This window comes from Pseudomonas sp. BN606 (assembly GCF_029873115.1).
In the GTDB taxonomy this organism is placed as follows: domain Bacteria; phylum Pseudomonadota; class Gammaproteobacteria; order Pseudomonadales; family Pseudomonadaceae; genus Metapseudomonas.
Genome location: NZ_SSOF01000071.1, coordinates 132,243 through 146,565, shown reverse-complemented (window position 1 = coordinate 146,565; position 14,323 = coordinate 132,243). Strand labels below are relative to the sequence as shown.

The 14,323-nt window shown below is 63.3% G+C and carries 16 protein-coding genes; 3 read left to right on the top strand and 13 right to left on the bottom strand.

The annotated features are described in order from the left end of the window. Nucleotides 1-1,278, top strand: a 1,278-nt coding sequence (locus tag E8E75_RS14040) for an OprD family porin (RefSeq protein ID WP_280358665.1), incomplete at its 5' end; no start/stop codon positions are given. 232 nt (nt 1,279-1,510) lie between these two features. Here the strand turns inward: E8E75_RS14040 and E8E75_RS14035 are convergent. From E8E75_RS14035 to E8E75_RS14010, 6 genes are read right to left on the bottom strand one after another with little or no spacing between them, the layout of a single operon-like run. After that, entirely contained in the window at nt 1,511-2,164 is a 654-nt protein-coding gene (locus E8E75_RS14035; protein WP_120652651.1) for an HAD family hydrolase, read from the bottom strand. After that, the gene (locus tag E8E75_RS14030; RefSeq protein WP_153921318.1) at nt 2,164-3,153 is read right to left on the bottom strand and encodes an ABC transporter ATP-binding protein; all 990 of its coding nucleotides are present in this window, start codon (nt 3,151-3,153) and stop codon (nt 2,164-2,166) included. The genes E8E75_RS14035 and E8E75_RS14030 overlap by 1 nt, the downstream gene beginning before the upstream one ends. After that, the gene (locus tag E8E75_RS14025; protein WP_120652649.1) at nt 3,150-3,947 is read right to left on the bottom strand and encodes an ABC transporter permease; all 798 of its coding nucleotides are present in this window, start codon (nt 3,945-3,947) and stop codon (nt 3,150-3,152) included. Before E8E75_RS14025 ends, E8E75_RS14030 begins: the two co-directional genes overlap by 4 nt. After that, nucleotides 3,934-4,776: an ABC transporter permease subunit gene (locus E8E75_RS14020; RefSeq protein WP_120652648.1), complete on the bottom strand. Its 843-nt coding sequence runs from the start codon at nt 4,774-4,776 to the stop codon at nt 3,934-3,936. The genes E8E75_RS14025 and E8E75_RS14020 overlap by 14 nt, the downstream gene beginning before the upstream one ends. Continuing rightward, the gene (locus tag E8E75_RS14015) at nt 4,773-5,579 is read right to left on the bottom strand and encodes an alkaline phosphatase family protein (protein ID WP_153921316.1); all 807 of its coding nucleotides are present in this window, start codon (nt 5,577-5,579) and stop codon (nt 4,773-4,775) included. The genes E8E75_RS14020 and E8E75_RS14015 overlap by 4 nt, the downstream gene beginning before the upstream one ends. A 51-nt stretch (nt 5,580-5,630) precedes the next feature. Then, complete coding sequence (locus E8E75_RS14010) at nt 5,631-6,689, bottom strand: ABC transporter substrate-binding protein (protein WP_120652646.1); 1,059 nt, start codon at nt 6,687-6,689, stop codon at nt 5,631-5,633. A gap of 301 nt (nt 6,690-6,990) precedes the next feature. On the opposite strand from E8E75_RS14010, the gene E8E75_RS14005 reads away from it, so the two are divergent. Then, nucleotides 6,991-7,707 (top strand): UTRA domain-containing protein, encoded by a 717-nt coding sequence (locus E8E75_RS14005; protein WP_120652645.1) that lies wholly within the window; start codon nt 6,991-6,993, stop codon nt 7,705-7,707. A gap of 255 nt (nt 7,708-7,962) precedes the next feature. Here E8E75_RS14005 and lpcA read toward each other — a convergent pair whose 3' ends face one another. The 7 genes from lpcA to minC all read right to left on the bottom strand — a co-directional run bounded on the left by lpcA (nt 7,963) and on the right by minC (nt 13,250). Beyond that, on the bottom strand, nt 7,963-8,550 hold the full coding sequence (lpcA, locus tag E8E75_RS14000; protein ID WP_120652644.1) for a D-sedoheptulose 7-phosphate isomerase: 588 nt from the start codon (nt 8,548-8,550) through the stop codon (nt 7,963-7,965). Between the two features lie 17 nt (nt 8,551-8,567). Continuing rightward, nucleotides 8,568-9,857, bottom strand: coding sequence for a M18 family aminopeptidase (locus E8E75_RS13995; protein ID WP_120652643.1), 1,290 nt, complete (start codon nt 9,855-9,857; stop codon nt 8,568-8,570). 168 nt (nt 9,858-10,025) lie between these two features. Then, nucleotides 10,026-10,601, bottom strand: coding sequence for a class I SAM-dependent methyltransferase (locus E8E75_RS13990; RefSeq protein WP_120652642.1), 576 nt, complete (start codon nt 10,599-10,601; stop codon nt 10,026-10,028). A 37-nt stretch (nt 10,602-10,638) separates the two neighbouring features. Continuing rightward, the gene (locus tag E8E75_RS13985; protein ID WP_120652641.1) at nt 10,639-11,274 is read right to left on the bottom strand and encodes an RluA family pseudouridine synthase; all 636 of its coding nucleotides are present in this window, start codon (nt 11,272-11,274) and stop codon (nt 10,639-10,641) included. 63 nt (nt 11,275-11,337) lie between these two features. Next, nucleotides 11,338-11,592, bottom strand: a complete 255-nt coding sequence (gene minE, locus E8E75_RS13980; RefSeq protein ID WP_120652640.1) for a cell division topological specificity factor MinE — start codon at nt 11,590-11,592, stop codon at nt 11,338-11,340. After that, on the bottom strand, nt 11,589-12,404 hold the full coding sequence (gene minD, locus E8E75_RS13975; protein WP_120652639.1) for a septum site-determining protein MinD: 816 nt from the start codon (nt 12,402-12,404) through the stop codon (nt 11,589-11,591). Before minD ends, minE begins: the two co-directional genes overlap by 4 nt. A 99-nt stretch (nt 12,405-12,503) precedes the next feature. Then, nucleotides 12,504-13,250, bottom strand: coding sequence for a septum site-determining protein MinC (gene minC / locus E8E75_RS13970; RefSeq protein ID WP_120652638.1), 747 nt, complete (start codon nt 13,248-13,250; stop codon nt 12,504-12,506). Between the two features lie 121 nt (nt 13,251-13,371). Between minC and E8E75_RS13965 the strand changes: the two genes are divergently transcribed. After that, complete coding sequence (locus E8E75_RS13965; RefSeq protein WP_120652637.1) at nt 13,372-14,292, top strand: lipid A biosynthesis lauroyl acyltransferase; 921 nt, start codon at nt 13,372-13,374, stop codon at nt 14,290-14,292. Nucleotides 14,293-14,323: the final 31 nt, after the last annotated feature.

The following is a 14,323-nucleotide window of genomic DNA, read 5'->3' as shown; positions in this document are numbered from 1 at the left end:
GCCGCCGCTGGCGGTTTCATCGAAGACAGCAAGGCCAGCCTGACCCTGCGCAACTTCTACATCAACTCGGACAACCGCCAGTTCGCCGACGCGCCGTCCAAGCAGGAAGAGTGGGGCCAGGGCTTCCTCTTCAACTACGCCTCCGGCTACACCGAAGGCACCGTCGGGGTTGGCGTCGATGCCCTCGGCCTGTTGGGCGTGAAGCTGGATTCCGGCAAGGGCCGCCACTACAACCCGACCAGCGCCAGCTACGGCGGCACCGTGTTCCCGACCGACAACGACGGCCGCGCCAAGGACGATTTCGGCAGCCTCGGCGTGACCGGCAAGGTGCGCATTTCCAAGACCGAAGCGCGTATCGGCACCCTGCTGCCGAAGCTGCCGGTGGTGACCTACAACGACGGCCGCCTGCTGCCGCAGACCTTCGAGGGTGGCCAGGTGACCTCCAGCGAGATCGCCGGCCTGACCCTGGTCGGTGGCCAGCTGGAACACGCCAAGGGGCGTAACTCCAGCGACGCCCGTGGCCTGTCGATCGCCGGCGCGAACAACGCCCGCAGCGGCCAGTTCGTCAACAAGTTCTACTTCGCCGGGGGCGACTACAAGGTCAGCGACAACCTGCTCGCGCAGTACTACTACGGCAACCTGGAAGACTTCTATAACCAGCACTTCCTCGGCCTGACCCACAACTGGGCGCTGCCGGTGGGCGCGCTGAAGTCCGACCTGCGCTACTTCTACAGCGATTCCGACGGCAAGAACGCCAGCGTGGCCGGCCGCCGCGAAGGCTTCCGCAGCTCGGGCAACTGGGCGGCCAACGACCCGGACCGCTATGAAGTGGACAACCGCACCTGGAGCGCGCTGTTCACCTACACCCTCGGCGGCCACGCGGCCAGCCTGGGCTACCAGCAGGTCTCCGGCGACAGTGCCTTCCCCTTCCTCAACCAGGGGGATGGCGCCACCGCCTACCTGATCACCGACCGCCAGATCGGCAAGTTCCTCAGCGCCGGCGAGCGCACCTGGGTGGCCGAATACGGCTACGACTTCGCCAAGCTCGGCGTGCCGGGGCTGAAGGCGGTGGGCACCTACCTGAAGGGCAGCAACATCGAGACCCAGGGCAGCGACCAGGGCGAGTGGGAGCGCGACTTCCGCCTCGACTACGTGCTGCAGGACGGTCCGCTGAAGGGGCTCGGCGTGTCCTGGCGCAACGCCGCACTGCGCAGCGACGCAGCCCGCGACCAGGACGAGAACCGGCTGATCCTGAGCTACACCCTGACCTTGCTGTAAAGCGCCCTGGGGCCTGTGGGAGCGATTTCAATCGCGAATGAATTCGCTCCTACAGGGATGGTTCCCATGTCAGGCCTCAGCACGGACGACTCCCTCTCCCGTTTGCGGGAGAGGGTTGGGGGGAGGCAAATAAGGCCCGCCCGGAGCTTCGTTGTGTTGGGCCTTGCAGGCTCGGGCCAACCTACGGGGCTTCTGCGCGGTCCTTGGAAAATGAATTCGCCCCCACGCACGGTCAGCGCCAGTCCAGAATCGGCCAGCCGGCTTGCTCGGCGTGGGTGCGCAAAGCCGCGTCGGGGTTGACCGTATGAGGGTTGGCTACCAGCGAGAGCAACGGCAGATCGTTGCGCGAATCGGAATAGAAGTAGGCGCCTTCCAGGTTTTCGCCCTGTTCTTCCAGCCAGGCATTGAGCCGGGTCACCTTGCCTTCACGGTAGGTGAGCACGCCGCGGGTGCGGCCGCTGTAGCAGTCGTGTTGTTCCTCCAGGTCGATGGCCAGGACTTCTTCCACGCCCAGGCGTTCGGCGATGGCGCTGACCAGAAAATGCGCCGAGGCGGAAATGATCAGGATGCGATCACCAGCGGCACGGTGCCGGGCCAGGCAGCGCATGGCATCAGAGTGGATCAGGGGCTCGACCACATCCTCGACGAAGGGACCGACCACGAACTCCACTTCCTCAGCGGTGCGGCCCACCAGGGGCGACAGGCTGAAGGCCATGTAGTCCTCCATGGCCAGTTTTCCCTCGGCATACAGCGCCATGAGTTCATGGTCCTTGCGGACGAAGGATTCCCCATCGACCCAACCCAGTTCGGCCATGTGGGCGCTCCACAGGCTGGCGCAGTCGCCGTCTATCAGGGTGTCGTCAAGGTCGAAGATTGCCAGGGCCATCAGGCCACCTCCCGGATTGCGTGATCGTCTATTCGAAGGCCGATGCGTTGGCCTTTGCGGTGCAGATCTTCGGCGGAGCGGTTGAGTACGTCCACCACCAGTTCCACGCCGCGTGCCTCGACGCGATATCGCACTACATTGCCCAGCAGGCTGTGGCTGCGCACTTCGGCCTCGATGCCGCCTTCACGGCTCAAGGCGATGGCCTCCGGACGAATGGCGATGCGGCTGTTGAACGTACGTTGCAGCAGGCGGCTGGCGGCATCGGCGTCGAGCAGGTTGTAGTTGCCGATGAAGCCGGCGGCGAAGGCGTCCACCGGCGCGGTGTAGAGGGTTTCCGCATCGCCGCTCTGGACGATGCGTCCAGCGTTCATCAGGAAGATGCGGTCCGACAGGGTCAGGGCTTCTTCCTGGTCGTGGGTGACGAAGATGGTGGTCAATCCCAGCTCCTGCTGGATGGCGCGGATCTGCTCGCGCAGGTGCTTGCGGATGCGCGCGTCCAGCGCCGACAGCGGCTCGTCCAGCAGCAGCAGTCGCGGGCGGGTAACCAGCGAGCGTGCCAGGGCCACGCGTTGGCACTGGCCGCCGGAGAGCTGGTGGGGGTAGCGCGTTGTGAAGTCCGACAGCTCAACCATGGCCAGCACTTCGTCGACTCGGTGCTTGCTGTCGGCGGCGCTGACTTTTTGCATGCGCAGGCCGAAGGCGACGTTCTGCTGCACGGTCATATTGGGAAACAGCGCGTAGCTCTGGAACACCATGCCGATGCCGCGCTTCTGGGGTGACACGGGCACCAGGTCCTGGCCGTCCAGCAGGATCTGCCCGCCATTCACTTCGGTCAGGCCGGCGATGCAGCGCAACAGAGTGGATTTGCCGCAGCCGGACGGGCCGAGCAGGGTCACGAATTCGCCCTTGCCGATTTCGCAATGGATGTCGCTGAAGATGACGGTCTGGCCGTAGTTCTTGTGCAGGCCACGGATGGAAAGAAAACTCATGCGTTGTCCTTGTTCAGACGGTTGGCTGCCCAGGTGAACAGCAGCACGAAGAAGAAGTAGGAGATCACCAGGGCGCTGTTGAAGTGGCCACTGCTGTTGCGCATGTTGTTCAGGTAGACCTGGAGGGTCTCGTAGCGGGTTCCCACCAGCAGGTTGGCGAAGACGAACTCGCCGAAGAGGAAGGAGAACGACAGGAACAGCGACACCATCAGGCCCTTGCGCAGGTTGGGCAGCACCACCAGGAAGGCGGCCTTCCAGGTGCTGGCGCCGAGCAGTTGGGCTGCGTCCATCAGGTCGCGCAGGTTGATCGCCTGCAAGTTGTTGGTGATGGCGCGGTACATGAAGGGCAGGGCGATGGTGAAGAAACAGCCGATCAGGATCCAGGGCGTGCCGACCATGGCCAGTGGACCGGAACCATAGATCTGCAACAGCCCCACCGAGGACACCACCGGCGGAACCGCGAATGGCAGCAGGATGAGTATGTTCATCAGCCCGTCGAGCCGTGGGAAGTGGTAATGCACCACGAACAGCAGCGGCAGGATCAGCACCACCGACAGCGCCAGGGCTCCGAAGCACACCAGCAGCGACTGACCGAAGGCGGTGAGGAACCGGGCGTCGCTCCACAATGCCAGGTACCACTTGAGCGTCAGCCCGTCCGGCAGGATCGTCGCCGACCAGCTGGTGGAGAGCGAGTAGAGCAAGGTGCCGGCCAACGGTAGCAACAGAATCAGGAACAGTATCCAGACCACCGCACGATGGTAGAGGCCGCCGTTGCGGAGTTCAGCGCGCGACATGGTAGCTCCTCTTCAACAGCCACTGATGGACCACGGTGATCAGGGCCATCAGGCCCACCAGCACCATCGCCAGGGCGCTGGCCAGATTGGGGTTGAGCGCGATATCGCCAGCGACCATGGCCGCGATGCGGATGGTCAGCACGTTGAAGTTGCCAGTGGTCAGGGCATAGACGGTGGCGTAGGCGCCCAGGGCATTGGCCAGCAGGATGACGAAGGTGCCCAGCAGTGCGGGCGTCAGCACTGGCAGGCCGATGTGTCGCCAGAACTGCCAGGGGCTGGCGCCCAGCAGGGCGGCCGACTCGCGCCAGTCCTCGCGCAGGGCGTCGAAGGCTGGATAGAGCAGGAGCACGCCGAGGGGAATCTGGAAGTAGGTGTAGAGCACGATCAGGCCGGCCTTGGAATAGAGGTTGAAGTCCTCGATCACCCCTGACTGCTTGAGCAGGATAGTCAGCGCGCCGTTGAAGCCGAGCAGGATGATGAAGGCGAAGGCCAGTGGCACGCCGGCGAAGTTGCTGGTCATGTTGGAGAAGGCCATGACGAAGTCGCGCAGCTTCGAATCCACCTTGCGCAGCGAATAGCTGCCGATCACCGCGATTACGATGCCGAACAGGCTCGACCAGAACGCGATCTGCAGGCTGTGCTTGATGGCCTGCAGGTAGAACTTGGAGCTGAACACCTTGGCGTAGTTGGCCAGGCCCCAGCCTTCCGGTGTGTTCAGGCTGTGGATAGCAACCCAGGCCAGCGGCGCGATCTGAAACAGGATGAAGAACAGGGCGAAGGGCAGCAGGCAGAGCAGTGCCAGCCATTTGCCCCGGTTGGTTGAATTCACTTCAGCAGCTCCCGGCAGACCGGCTTGTCGTGGGATGCGCCCAGCAGCTCGCAAACGGTGCCGCACAGTTCGGTTTGTTTCGGCTGCGCCGTGGCGTCCAGGCTGAAGGCATCGCCCAGCACGAACAGCGGAACTTCGCGCTCTTCGGGGAGCAGGCCGTTGTGGGAGCGGTCGTTGTTCATGCCGTGGTCGGCGGTTACCAGCACCTGGTAGCCGGCGTCCAGCCAGCGTTGCAGGTACTCGGCCAGCAGGATGTCGGCGACCCGCGCGCTGTTGCGGTACTGCGGCGAGTCCAGGCCGTGCTTGTGGCCGGCGTCGTCGACATTCATCGGGTGCACCAGGAGGAAATCCGGGTTGTGGCGCTGGCGCAGGCTTTCCGCGTCGGCGAACAGGTGCGAATCCGGGTAATGATCCGCGTAATAGAAGTGGCCGTTCTGGATCGGCAGCTGCGGCGCTTCTGTGTGGCGGTCGCGGGCGGCATTGAAGGGCGAATTGTTGTACAGCTCGCTGACCCAGTGGTACGCGGCGGCGGCAGTGCTCAATCCGGCGGCGCTGGCGTAGTGAAAGATGCTGCGCTCCTTCGACAGACGCATGACATCGTTGTGGACGATGCCGCTCTCGATCGGTGGAACGCCGGTAAGGATGCATTCGTAGAGCGGGCGGGACAGTGCCGGTAGCTCGCACTGGAGCTTGTAGAGCACCGCCTTGCCGGCGCCGCACCAGGCCTGAAGGTGACCCAGCGCATGCCGGGCCACCTCGTAGTTCAGGCCATCCAGCAGGACGAGGATGACTTTGTTCTTCATTCGACTTGCCTCTGGAGACAGGCGGGCGCCGCAGGGGCGCCCGGCCATGACTCACTCCATCTCGATGATCACGTGCTCCTGCCACAGCTGCGGCAGGGCTTTCGAGGTTTCTTCCCAGGCCTTGGCATCCTTGATCGGCTGCACCTTGGCGTACTGCTCGTTGGGCAGGAGCTTGGCCTTGACCTCAGCCGGCAGGGTCAAGTGTTCGGCACGGATCGGACGGGCGTTCCCCTTGGCCAGGTTGATCTGACCTGCGTCGCTGAGGATGTACTCGCGGGCCAACTTCGCGGCGTTGGGGTTCTTCGCGTACTTGTTGATGATGGTGGTGTAGCCGGAAATCACCGAGCCATCCGAAGGGATCAGCACTTCGAAGCGGCTGGGGTCGATCTGGTCGCGGTAGGACAGGCCATTGAAGTCCCAGACGATGCCCACTTCCACCTCGCCCTTCTCCAGGGTCTGGATGGTCGGGTTGGACAGCGACAGGCGACCCTGTTTGGCGATCTCGGCGAAGAAGTCCAGACCCGGCTGGATGTTCTTCTCGTTACCTCCGTTGGCGATGGCAGCGGCGAGCACGCCATTGACAGCCTGGGCGGCGGCGCTGACGTCACCGATAGCGACCTTGTACTTGCCTTGCTTCAGGTCGGCCCAGGACTTGGGCGCTTCCTTCACCAGTTGCTTGTTGACGATGAAGGCGATGGAGCCGGTATAGGCCAGCATCCAGTGGCCGTCGGCATCCTTGGCCCAGTCGGGGATCTGCGCCCAGGTGCTGGGCTTGTAGGGCTGGGTCACGCCCTGCTGGACGGCGATGGGGCCGAAGGCAGCGCCCACGTCGCCGATATCGGCGGTGGCGTTGTCCTTCTCGGCAGCGAACTTGGCGATTTCCTGGGCCGAACTCATGTCGGTGTCGACGTGCTTGAGTCCGTACTGCTTGTTCAGGTCGATCCAGGTGTCCTTCCAGTTGGCCCAGCTGTCGGGCATGCCCACGCTGTTCACCGCGCCTTCCTTGCGCGCAGCTTGTTCGAGACTCTTCAGATCTGCGTCGCTTGCCATCGCCTGGGTCCCCAGGGCGATGGCCGTTCCCATCAGTGAAGCCAGCAACAGGCGTTTCATGTGAAGCTCCTTAGCAGGTTTGGAGGTTGGTCTAGATCAGCAAGACCCAGGCCAAATCTAAAAGCCTTGGATGACGGTTTGATTTCAGGGTCGCCGCCCGGTCTGGCGGCGGCAGACGCCTGAAAAGCGTAGACCATGGCCCAGTGGCTGATTCACAGGGTTGTCGCGATTGGCGATGGCATGGCGCATGCAGGCGCGCCTGACTGTCATCCCACAGTCATCTAGGCTGCCTAGGATGGCCGGCAAGCCCGGCCATGACGCACCCAAGTGGTGCTGGTCTATTCCAGATTGGAGTTTTTCGATGCGCGATGAGGCGCCCCGCACCCTGACCGCCATCTGTAGTGCGCTGCAGGAACAGATCGAACACGGCTTGCTACCCCAGGGCAGCAAGCTGCCGGCCGAGCGCAAGTTGAGCGAACTGTTTGATACGACCCGCATCACCTTGCGGGAGGCGTTGGGGCAACTGGAGGCCCAGGGGCTGATCTACCGCGAGGAACGACGTGGCTGGTTCGTCTCGCCGCCCCGCCTGCTCTACAACCCACTGGTGCGCAGCCACTTTCACGCCATGGTGGCCGGGCAGGGCCGGGTTCCGGCGACCGAAGTGCTTGGGGCACGGTTGATTCCGGCCAGTGTGGAGATTTGCGAATTGCTGGAGTTGCCGGCACTGTCCAGCGTCTATCAAATACGCCGCGCGCGTCGTGTCGACGGACGCCTGGTGCTCTACGTGGAGCACTACCTCAATCCAGCCTACTTCCCCGGCATCATCGATTTCGACCTGACCCGCTCACTGACCGAGCTGTATGACGATCAGTACGGCATCCGCTATGGCCGGGTGCGCTTCGACATGGTGCCAACCGCTCTGCACCCGGAGGCTGCGGCGCCGCTGAAAGTGTCAGCCGGCAGTCCGGCGCTGAGGATCACCCGCATCAACCGTGACCAGCATGGCCGGCTGATCGACTGCGACCTGGAGTTCTGGCGGCACGATGCGATTCACGTGAGCGTCGAAGTGCCGGAGTGAGGGCACTGTAGGTTGGCTAGGGGAACGAAGCCCAACATTTCGCGGCTGATGCCGGAAATCGTTGGGCCTCGCTGCGCTCGGAGCCAACCTACGGGGCGGCTGCGCCGCCCTTGGCGAATGAGTTCGCCCCCACAGAAGACGGCGGCACTTGTAGGTTGGTTAGAGGAACGAAGCCCAACGATTCGTGGCTGATGCCGGAAATCGTTGGGCCTTGCTGCGCTAAGAACCAACCTTACGGGGTGAGGTGATCACCCCTCAGGCGTAGTTCTCGGGGGAAAGCTTGCGCTCGACCAGCTCTATGAGGATATGCACGACCTTGATGTGCAGTTCCTGCACACGGTCGGCGAAGTCGCCGCCGGGCGCACAGATGCACACATCGGCCAGGGTCTCCAGGGCAGAACCGGGCTTACCCGTGAGGGCGATCACTTTCACACCGAGGGCGCGGGCGGCTTCGGCGGCCTTGATCACGTTGGGGCTCCGGCCACTGGTGCTGAACGCGAGCAATACATCGCCTTCGCGACCGTGGGATTCGATATAGCGGGAGAAGATGTGGTCGTAGCCGAAGTCATTGGCCACGCAACTGATGTGGCTGGCATCGCTGATGGAGATGGCAGCGACGCCAGGGCGATTCTTGCGGTAGCGGCCCGTCAGCTCCTCGGCGAAGTGCATGGCGTCGCACATGGAGCCACCGTTGCCGCAGGAAAACGCCTTGCCCTTTTTCTCGAATGATTCGACCAGGAACTCCGCCGCACGCTCGATGTTCTTCAGCGTCTGCTCGTTGGCGATGAAGTTGTCCAGGGCGCGCCTGGCTTCTTCCAGGGTGTTGCGAATATGGCTGAGCATACGGGTATCCCTCCTGCTCAGGGCAGGTCGTGGCTGGAATAGAAAGCGGCCAGCACCTTCACCAGATGAGCCAGGTCGTGACTGCCGGCCAGTTCGCGGATGGAGTGCATGGCGAAGGTGGGCAGGCCGATGTCCACGGTGCGTACGCCGAGCTGGCTGGCGGTGATCGGACCAATGGTAGAGCCGCAGCCCATGTCGCTGCGGGTCACGAAGCTCTGTACTGGCACTTCGTTCTCCAGGCACAGGTGGCGGAAGAAGCCGGCGGTTTCACTGTTGGTGGCGTAGCGCTGGTTGCTGTTGACCTTGATCACCGGGCCGGCGTTGAGCTTCGGACCGTGGTTACCGTCGTGCTTGTCCGCGTAGTTCGGATGAACGCCATGGGCGTTGTCGGCGGAGACCAGCAGCGAGCGCTGGATGACGCGCGCGAAGGCGTCGCCTTCGGGCAGCACGCGGCGCAGGATCTGTTCCAGCATCGGGCCGTCGGCGCCGCAGGCGGAGCAGGAACCCACTTCCTCGTGGTCGGTGCAGACCAGTACGCAGCTCTCGTCGGCCTCGGCGGCCAGCAGGGCTTGCAGGCCGGCATAGCAGGACAGCAGGTTGTCCAGGCGCGCACCGGCGATGAAGTCCCCGTCCAGGCCGATGACCGCAGCGCTCTGGGTGTCGTAGAAGGACAGTTCGTAGTCCAGTACTGCATCTGCGACCACGCCGTGTTCCAGGGTCAACTGCTCGGCCAGCAGGTCGCGGAACTCGCGGGCCTGGCCGGCAGCGAGCTGGGCGAGGATCGGCGGCAGCTCGGTCTGGGCGTTGATGGCCCAGCCTTGATTGGCCTCACGGTTGAGGTGGATGGCCAGGTTGGGAATCACGGCGATGGGCGCCTGGAAGTCCACCAGTTGACTTTCCACCATGCCGGCGGCGCGATAGGTGACGCGGCCGGCGAGCGACAGGTCGCGGTCGAACCACGGGGCCAGCAGGGCGCCACCATAGACTTCCACGCCCAGTTGCCAGAACCCCTGCTTGTGCAACTCCGGGTTCGGCTTGACCCGCAGGCAGGGGCTGTCGGTGTGGGCGCCGACCAGGCGCAGACCGCCTTCCAGTACCGGGCGTTTGCCCAGCTTGATGGCGACGATGGAGGAGTCATTGCGGGTGACGTAGTAACGGCCGCCGCTTTCGATACGCCAGGCCTCGCGTTCGTCGAGGCGCACATAGCCGGCGGCTTCGAGCCGCTTGGCCAGGCTGCGGGTGGCGTGGAAGGGGGTGGGCGAGGCCTTGAGGAAATCGATCAGGCCCTGGTTCAACTCTTCGCGCATTGGGGGACTCCAGACAGCAGTGGCGCGAGTTTATCCCATCGTCCCCGGGGATTAGGAGGGCGAGCAGCGGTGATTTTTCCTAACAGGCCGATAGTGAGGGAAGTTGCGTCAGTTGTGGGAGCGAATTCATTCGCGATTGGGATCGCTCCCACTGGATGGAATGTCCGATCAAAGGCGCCGGGCGACTACCGAGAACAGGTGCCAGTGCTTGTTGCGGCCTTTGGCAGTGATGCCGTCTTCTTCTTTCTCTTCGAGCATCAGCACATCCCAGCCCGAAAGCAGTTCTTCCAGTTGCCGGCGGCGCAGGATGGTGATGCCGTTGTTGGCCCAGTCGTCCCGCTCGCCGAACAAGTGGCCAGCGAACAGGCCGCCAGTCGGCAGGGCGCCGCAGATCGCTTGCCAGAGGGAAGGAAAGGCCTCGGGCGGGCAGAGGGGCAGAGCGAAACTCGAATTGACCAGGTGCGCCGCCGGCAGCGGCATGGTTTCGAAACGGCAACAGCGGCTCTGCAGTCGCTGGCGCCGTTCGTCGTCCACCTGGGCTTCGAGGCGGGCCAGTGCTTCGGGCTCGGCATCCACGGCCAGCACCTGCCAGCCACGCCTGAGCAGTTCCAGGGTATCGCGTCCGGCACCGCAGCCCAGGTCCAGTGCGTGGCCGGGCGGCCCGTCCCAGAGTTCCAGGGCGGTGCGCAGGGTGACGCGGGCAGGTTGGCCTTCTGTGGCGTTGTAGAACTCGGTGAAGCTCATGGTTCTCCCGAACTGCAGTCTTTTTCTTGAGCCTAGGTCAGAACGGCGCCGGACACTCGAATCTCAGGCGCTCACCCGTCTGCGGATGGGTAAGGCACAGCATGCTGGCATGCAGGCACAGGCGGTCATGGGCGGCCAGGGCCTCGGGGTTGGCATAGAGGCGGTCGCCCAGAAGTGGGTGGCCGATGGAGAGCATGTGCACGCGGAGTTGGTGCGAGCGGCCGGTGATGGGAGTGAGTTCGACGCGGCTGTAATGGCCGCAGCGCTCGACCACCTGCCAGAAGGTCAGGGCATGGCGGCCCTGCTCGAAGTCCACCACGTGGCGGGGCTTGGTTGGCGGGTCGTAGCGCAGGGGGAGTTCGATGCGGCCACTGTCCAGCTCCGGTTCGCCCCAGCATAAGGCTGTGTAGGCCTTCTCGGTCTCGCGGTCGTGGAACTGCCGGGACAGTTCGCGATGGCTGTCGGCGTCGCGGGCCAGCACGATCAGGCCCGACGTTTCCCAGTCCAGCCGGTGGACGATGCGCGCCTCCGGGTAGCCATTCTCCTGCAGGCGGGTGATCAGGCAGTCCTTGTTGTCGTCGGCCCGGCCGGGCACGGACAGCAGCAGGGTCGGCTTGTTGACCACCAGCAGGGCATCGTCCTTGTGGATGAACTCGATCTGGGAAAGCGGCATGGATTGGGGCGTCCGAAAAAGCAAACGGCGGCCGAGGCCGCCGTTATTGCACAACTGCGTCGATCAACGATCGGGCAGGGTGATGTTAAGTTCCAGGATGGAGCAGCTGCCCTGGTTCTCCAGCATGACCTGAACTTGTTCCTGGTCGATGTTGACGTACTTGCGAATCACGTCCACCAGATCTTTCTGCAGGGCAGGCAGATAGTCGGGTTGGCTACGCTGGCCACGTTCGTGGGCAACGATGATCTGGAGTCGTTCCTTAGCGATCGAAGCGCTGTTCTGCTTCTTCCGCTCGCGAAAGAAGTCGAAAATGTTCATTCACGGCCTCCGAACAGGCGTTGTAAGAGTCCCTTCTTCTGCACGTCGAGGAAGCGATGGGGCAGCTCCTTGCCGAGCAGGCGGTCGACGGCATCGCTGTACGCCTGGCCGGCGTCGCTCTGGTCGTCGAGGATGACCGGAATACCCTGGTTGGAGGCCTTGAGTACCGCCTGGGATTCCGGGATGACACCGAGCAGGTTGATGGCGAGGATTTCCTCGACGTCTTCGACGCCGAGCATTTCGCCCTTGGTGACGCGCTCGGGGTTGTAACGGGTCAGGAGCAGGCGTTCCTTGATCGGGTCTTCGCCCTTCTCTGCGCGGCGGGACTTGCTGGCCAGCAGGCCAAGCATGCGATCCGAGTCACGCACGGAGGAAACTTCCGGGTTGGTCACGACGATCGCCTCGTCGGCGTAGTACATGGCCAGGTGGGCGCCTTTCTCGATACCGGCCGGCGAATCGCAGACCACGTATTCGAAGTTCTGCGACAGTTCCTCGATGACCTTGCCGACGCCTTCGAGGGTCAGCGCATCCTTGTCGCGAGTCTGGCTGGCAGCCAGGACGTAGAGGTTTTCCAGGCGTTTGTCCTTGATCAGGGCCTGGGTGAGGGACGCTTCGCCATTGATGACGTTGACGAAGTCGTACACCACGCGGCGTTCGCAACCCATGATCAGGTCCAGGTTACGCAGGCCGACGTCGAAGTCGACGATGACGGTCTTGTGACCGCGCAGTGCGAGACCGGTACCGATTGCGGCGCTGGTGGTGGTTTTACCCACACCACCCTTGCCGGACGTGACAACGAGGATCTTGGCCAAGGTGATTCACCCCAAATGATAAGAAAATCGGGAAGTTATCGGCCCGATCGAGCCATTCCTCTTCCCTTTCAGGTCCCTGAAAATTCGCGGCAGTATCCGTTAAAGGCGGGTGATGTTCAACACGTCACCCGACAGGCTGACTTGTACCTGCTGACCCCAGAGCGGGTCGCGCCGCAGGTCGTCGGCAACCTTGTACTGACCCGCCACCGAGACCAGCTCGGCGGCCAGTTGACGGCAGAAGATGCGAGCTTTGGTATCGCCCTTGATCCCTGCAAGTGCACGACCGCGCATGGGACCGTAAACATGGATGTTGCCATCGGCGAGAAGTTCCGCGCCGGGGCTGACCGCAGCCAACACTACGAGATCGCCGCCCGGAGCATACACCTGCTGGCCACCGCGCACCGGAGTAGTGATGACCTTTGTCGGTTGCACCTCGGGTTTGGGCGGCTCGACAGGTTTCTCGACTTTCTTCTTGGCCTCGGGTTCTACCGGGTCGATGGGGCGCTCGCGGGCGCCGGACGGCGGCAGGACCGGGATGTCCAGGGCATCGGCGGCGGCGATATGCTCTTCGCGGCTGGCGCGGATTGCCAGGGTGCGCAGGCCATGGCGGCGGCAGATTTCCAGCAGCGCGGGCAGGTCCAGCGGCTGCTCGCCGTCTGGCAGCTTGTCCAGCGCCATGACCAGCGGTGTGTTCTGGAAGAAGTTGGGCGCCTGGGCGACTTTCTCGTCCAATTGCCGATCGAGTCGTTCGAGGTCATTGTGTGCCAGCTCCATCACGGTGATGGCGAGCATGCTGCCCTTGAGCTGGAACACGGGGTCTTGGTCGAGAAGGTCAGCTTGGCTCATGGTCTGCCTGCAGTCGTGAATGGCGAGGACTTATAGCGAGATCGTCCGGCGCTAGCAAGCCGGAAGGGGGCGGCGCATTTGGAGTAGAATGCGCGGTTTTCTCGCTCAAGCGGATTCAGAGATGGATAGACCTCAATTTCGCCCACAGTTCCTCCAGCCGCGCTTTTGGCCGCTGTGGCTGGGACTTGGCGTGCTGTGGCTGATCACTTTGTTGCCCTATCGGGTGCAACTGGGGATGGGGCGCGCACTTGGGGCGTTGATGCTGCGTGTGGCCGGTTCGCGAAGAAAGATCGCCCGGCGCAACCTTGAGTTGTGCTTCCCGGAGCTGTCCAGCTCTGAGCGGGAGCGTCTGCTGCGGGAGAACTTTGCTTCCACCGGTATTGCTTTCTTCGAGATGGCCATGAGCTGGTGGTGGCCCAAGCCCCGTCTGGCGCAGCTTTCTCATATAGAAGGGCTGGAGCACCTGCAGAAGGCACAGGCCGAAGGGCAGGGGGTGATCCTCATGGCCCTGCACTTCACTACCCTGGAAATCGGTGCCGCGTTGCTTGGACAAGTGCACACCATCGACGGCATGTACCGTGAGCACAAGAACGCGCTGTTCGATTTCATCCAGCGTCGCGGCCGTGAGCGCCACAACCTGGATGCCACCGCCATCGAACGCGAGGATGTGCGTGCCATGCTCAAGGTTCTGCGCGCTGGTCGCGCAATCTGGTACGCGCCGGACCAGGACTATGGCCGCAAGCAGAGCCTGTTCGTGCCTCTGTTCGGCATTGAGGCCGCTACCGTTACTGCCACCACCAAGTTCGCCCGTCTGGGCCGGGCCATCGTGCTGCCCTTCACTCAGCGCCGCCTGGACGATGGCACCGGCTACAGGCTGGTGATTCATCCGCCGCTGTCCGACTTCCCTGGTGAAACCGAAGAGGCCGACTGCCTGCGCGTCAATCAGTGGGTCGAAGATGCCGTACGCGAATGCCCTGAGCAGTACCTCTGGGCCCATCGCCGCTTCAAGACCCGGCCGGAAGGCGCGCCGAAGCTTTACTGAAAGCTGAACCTATACTCGGAAAATCCCGCCC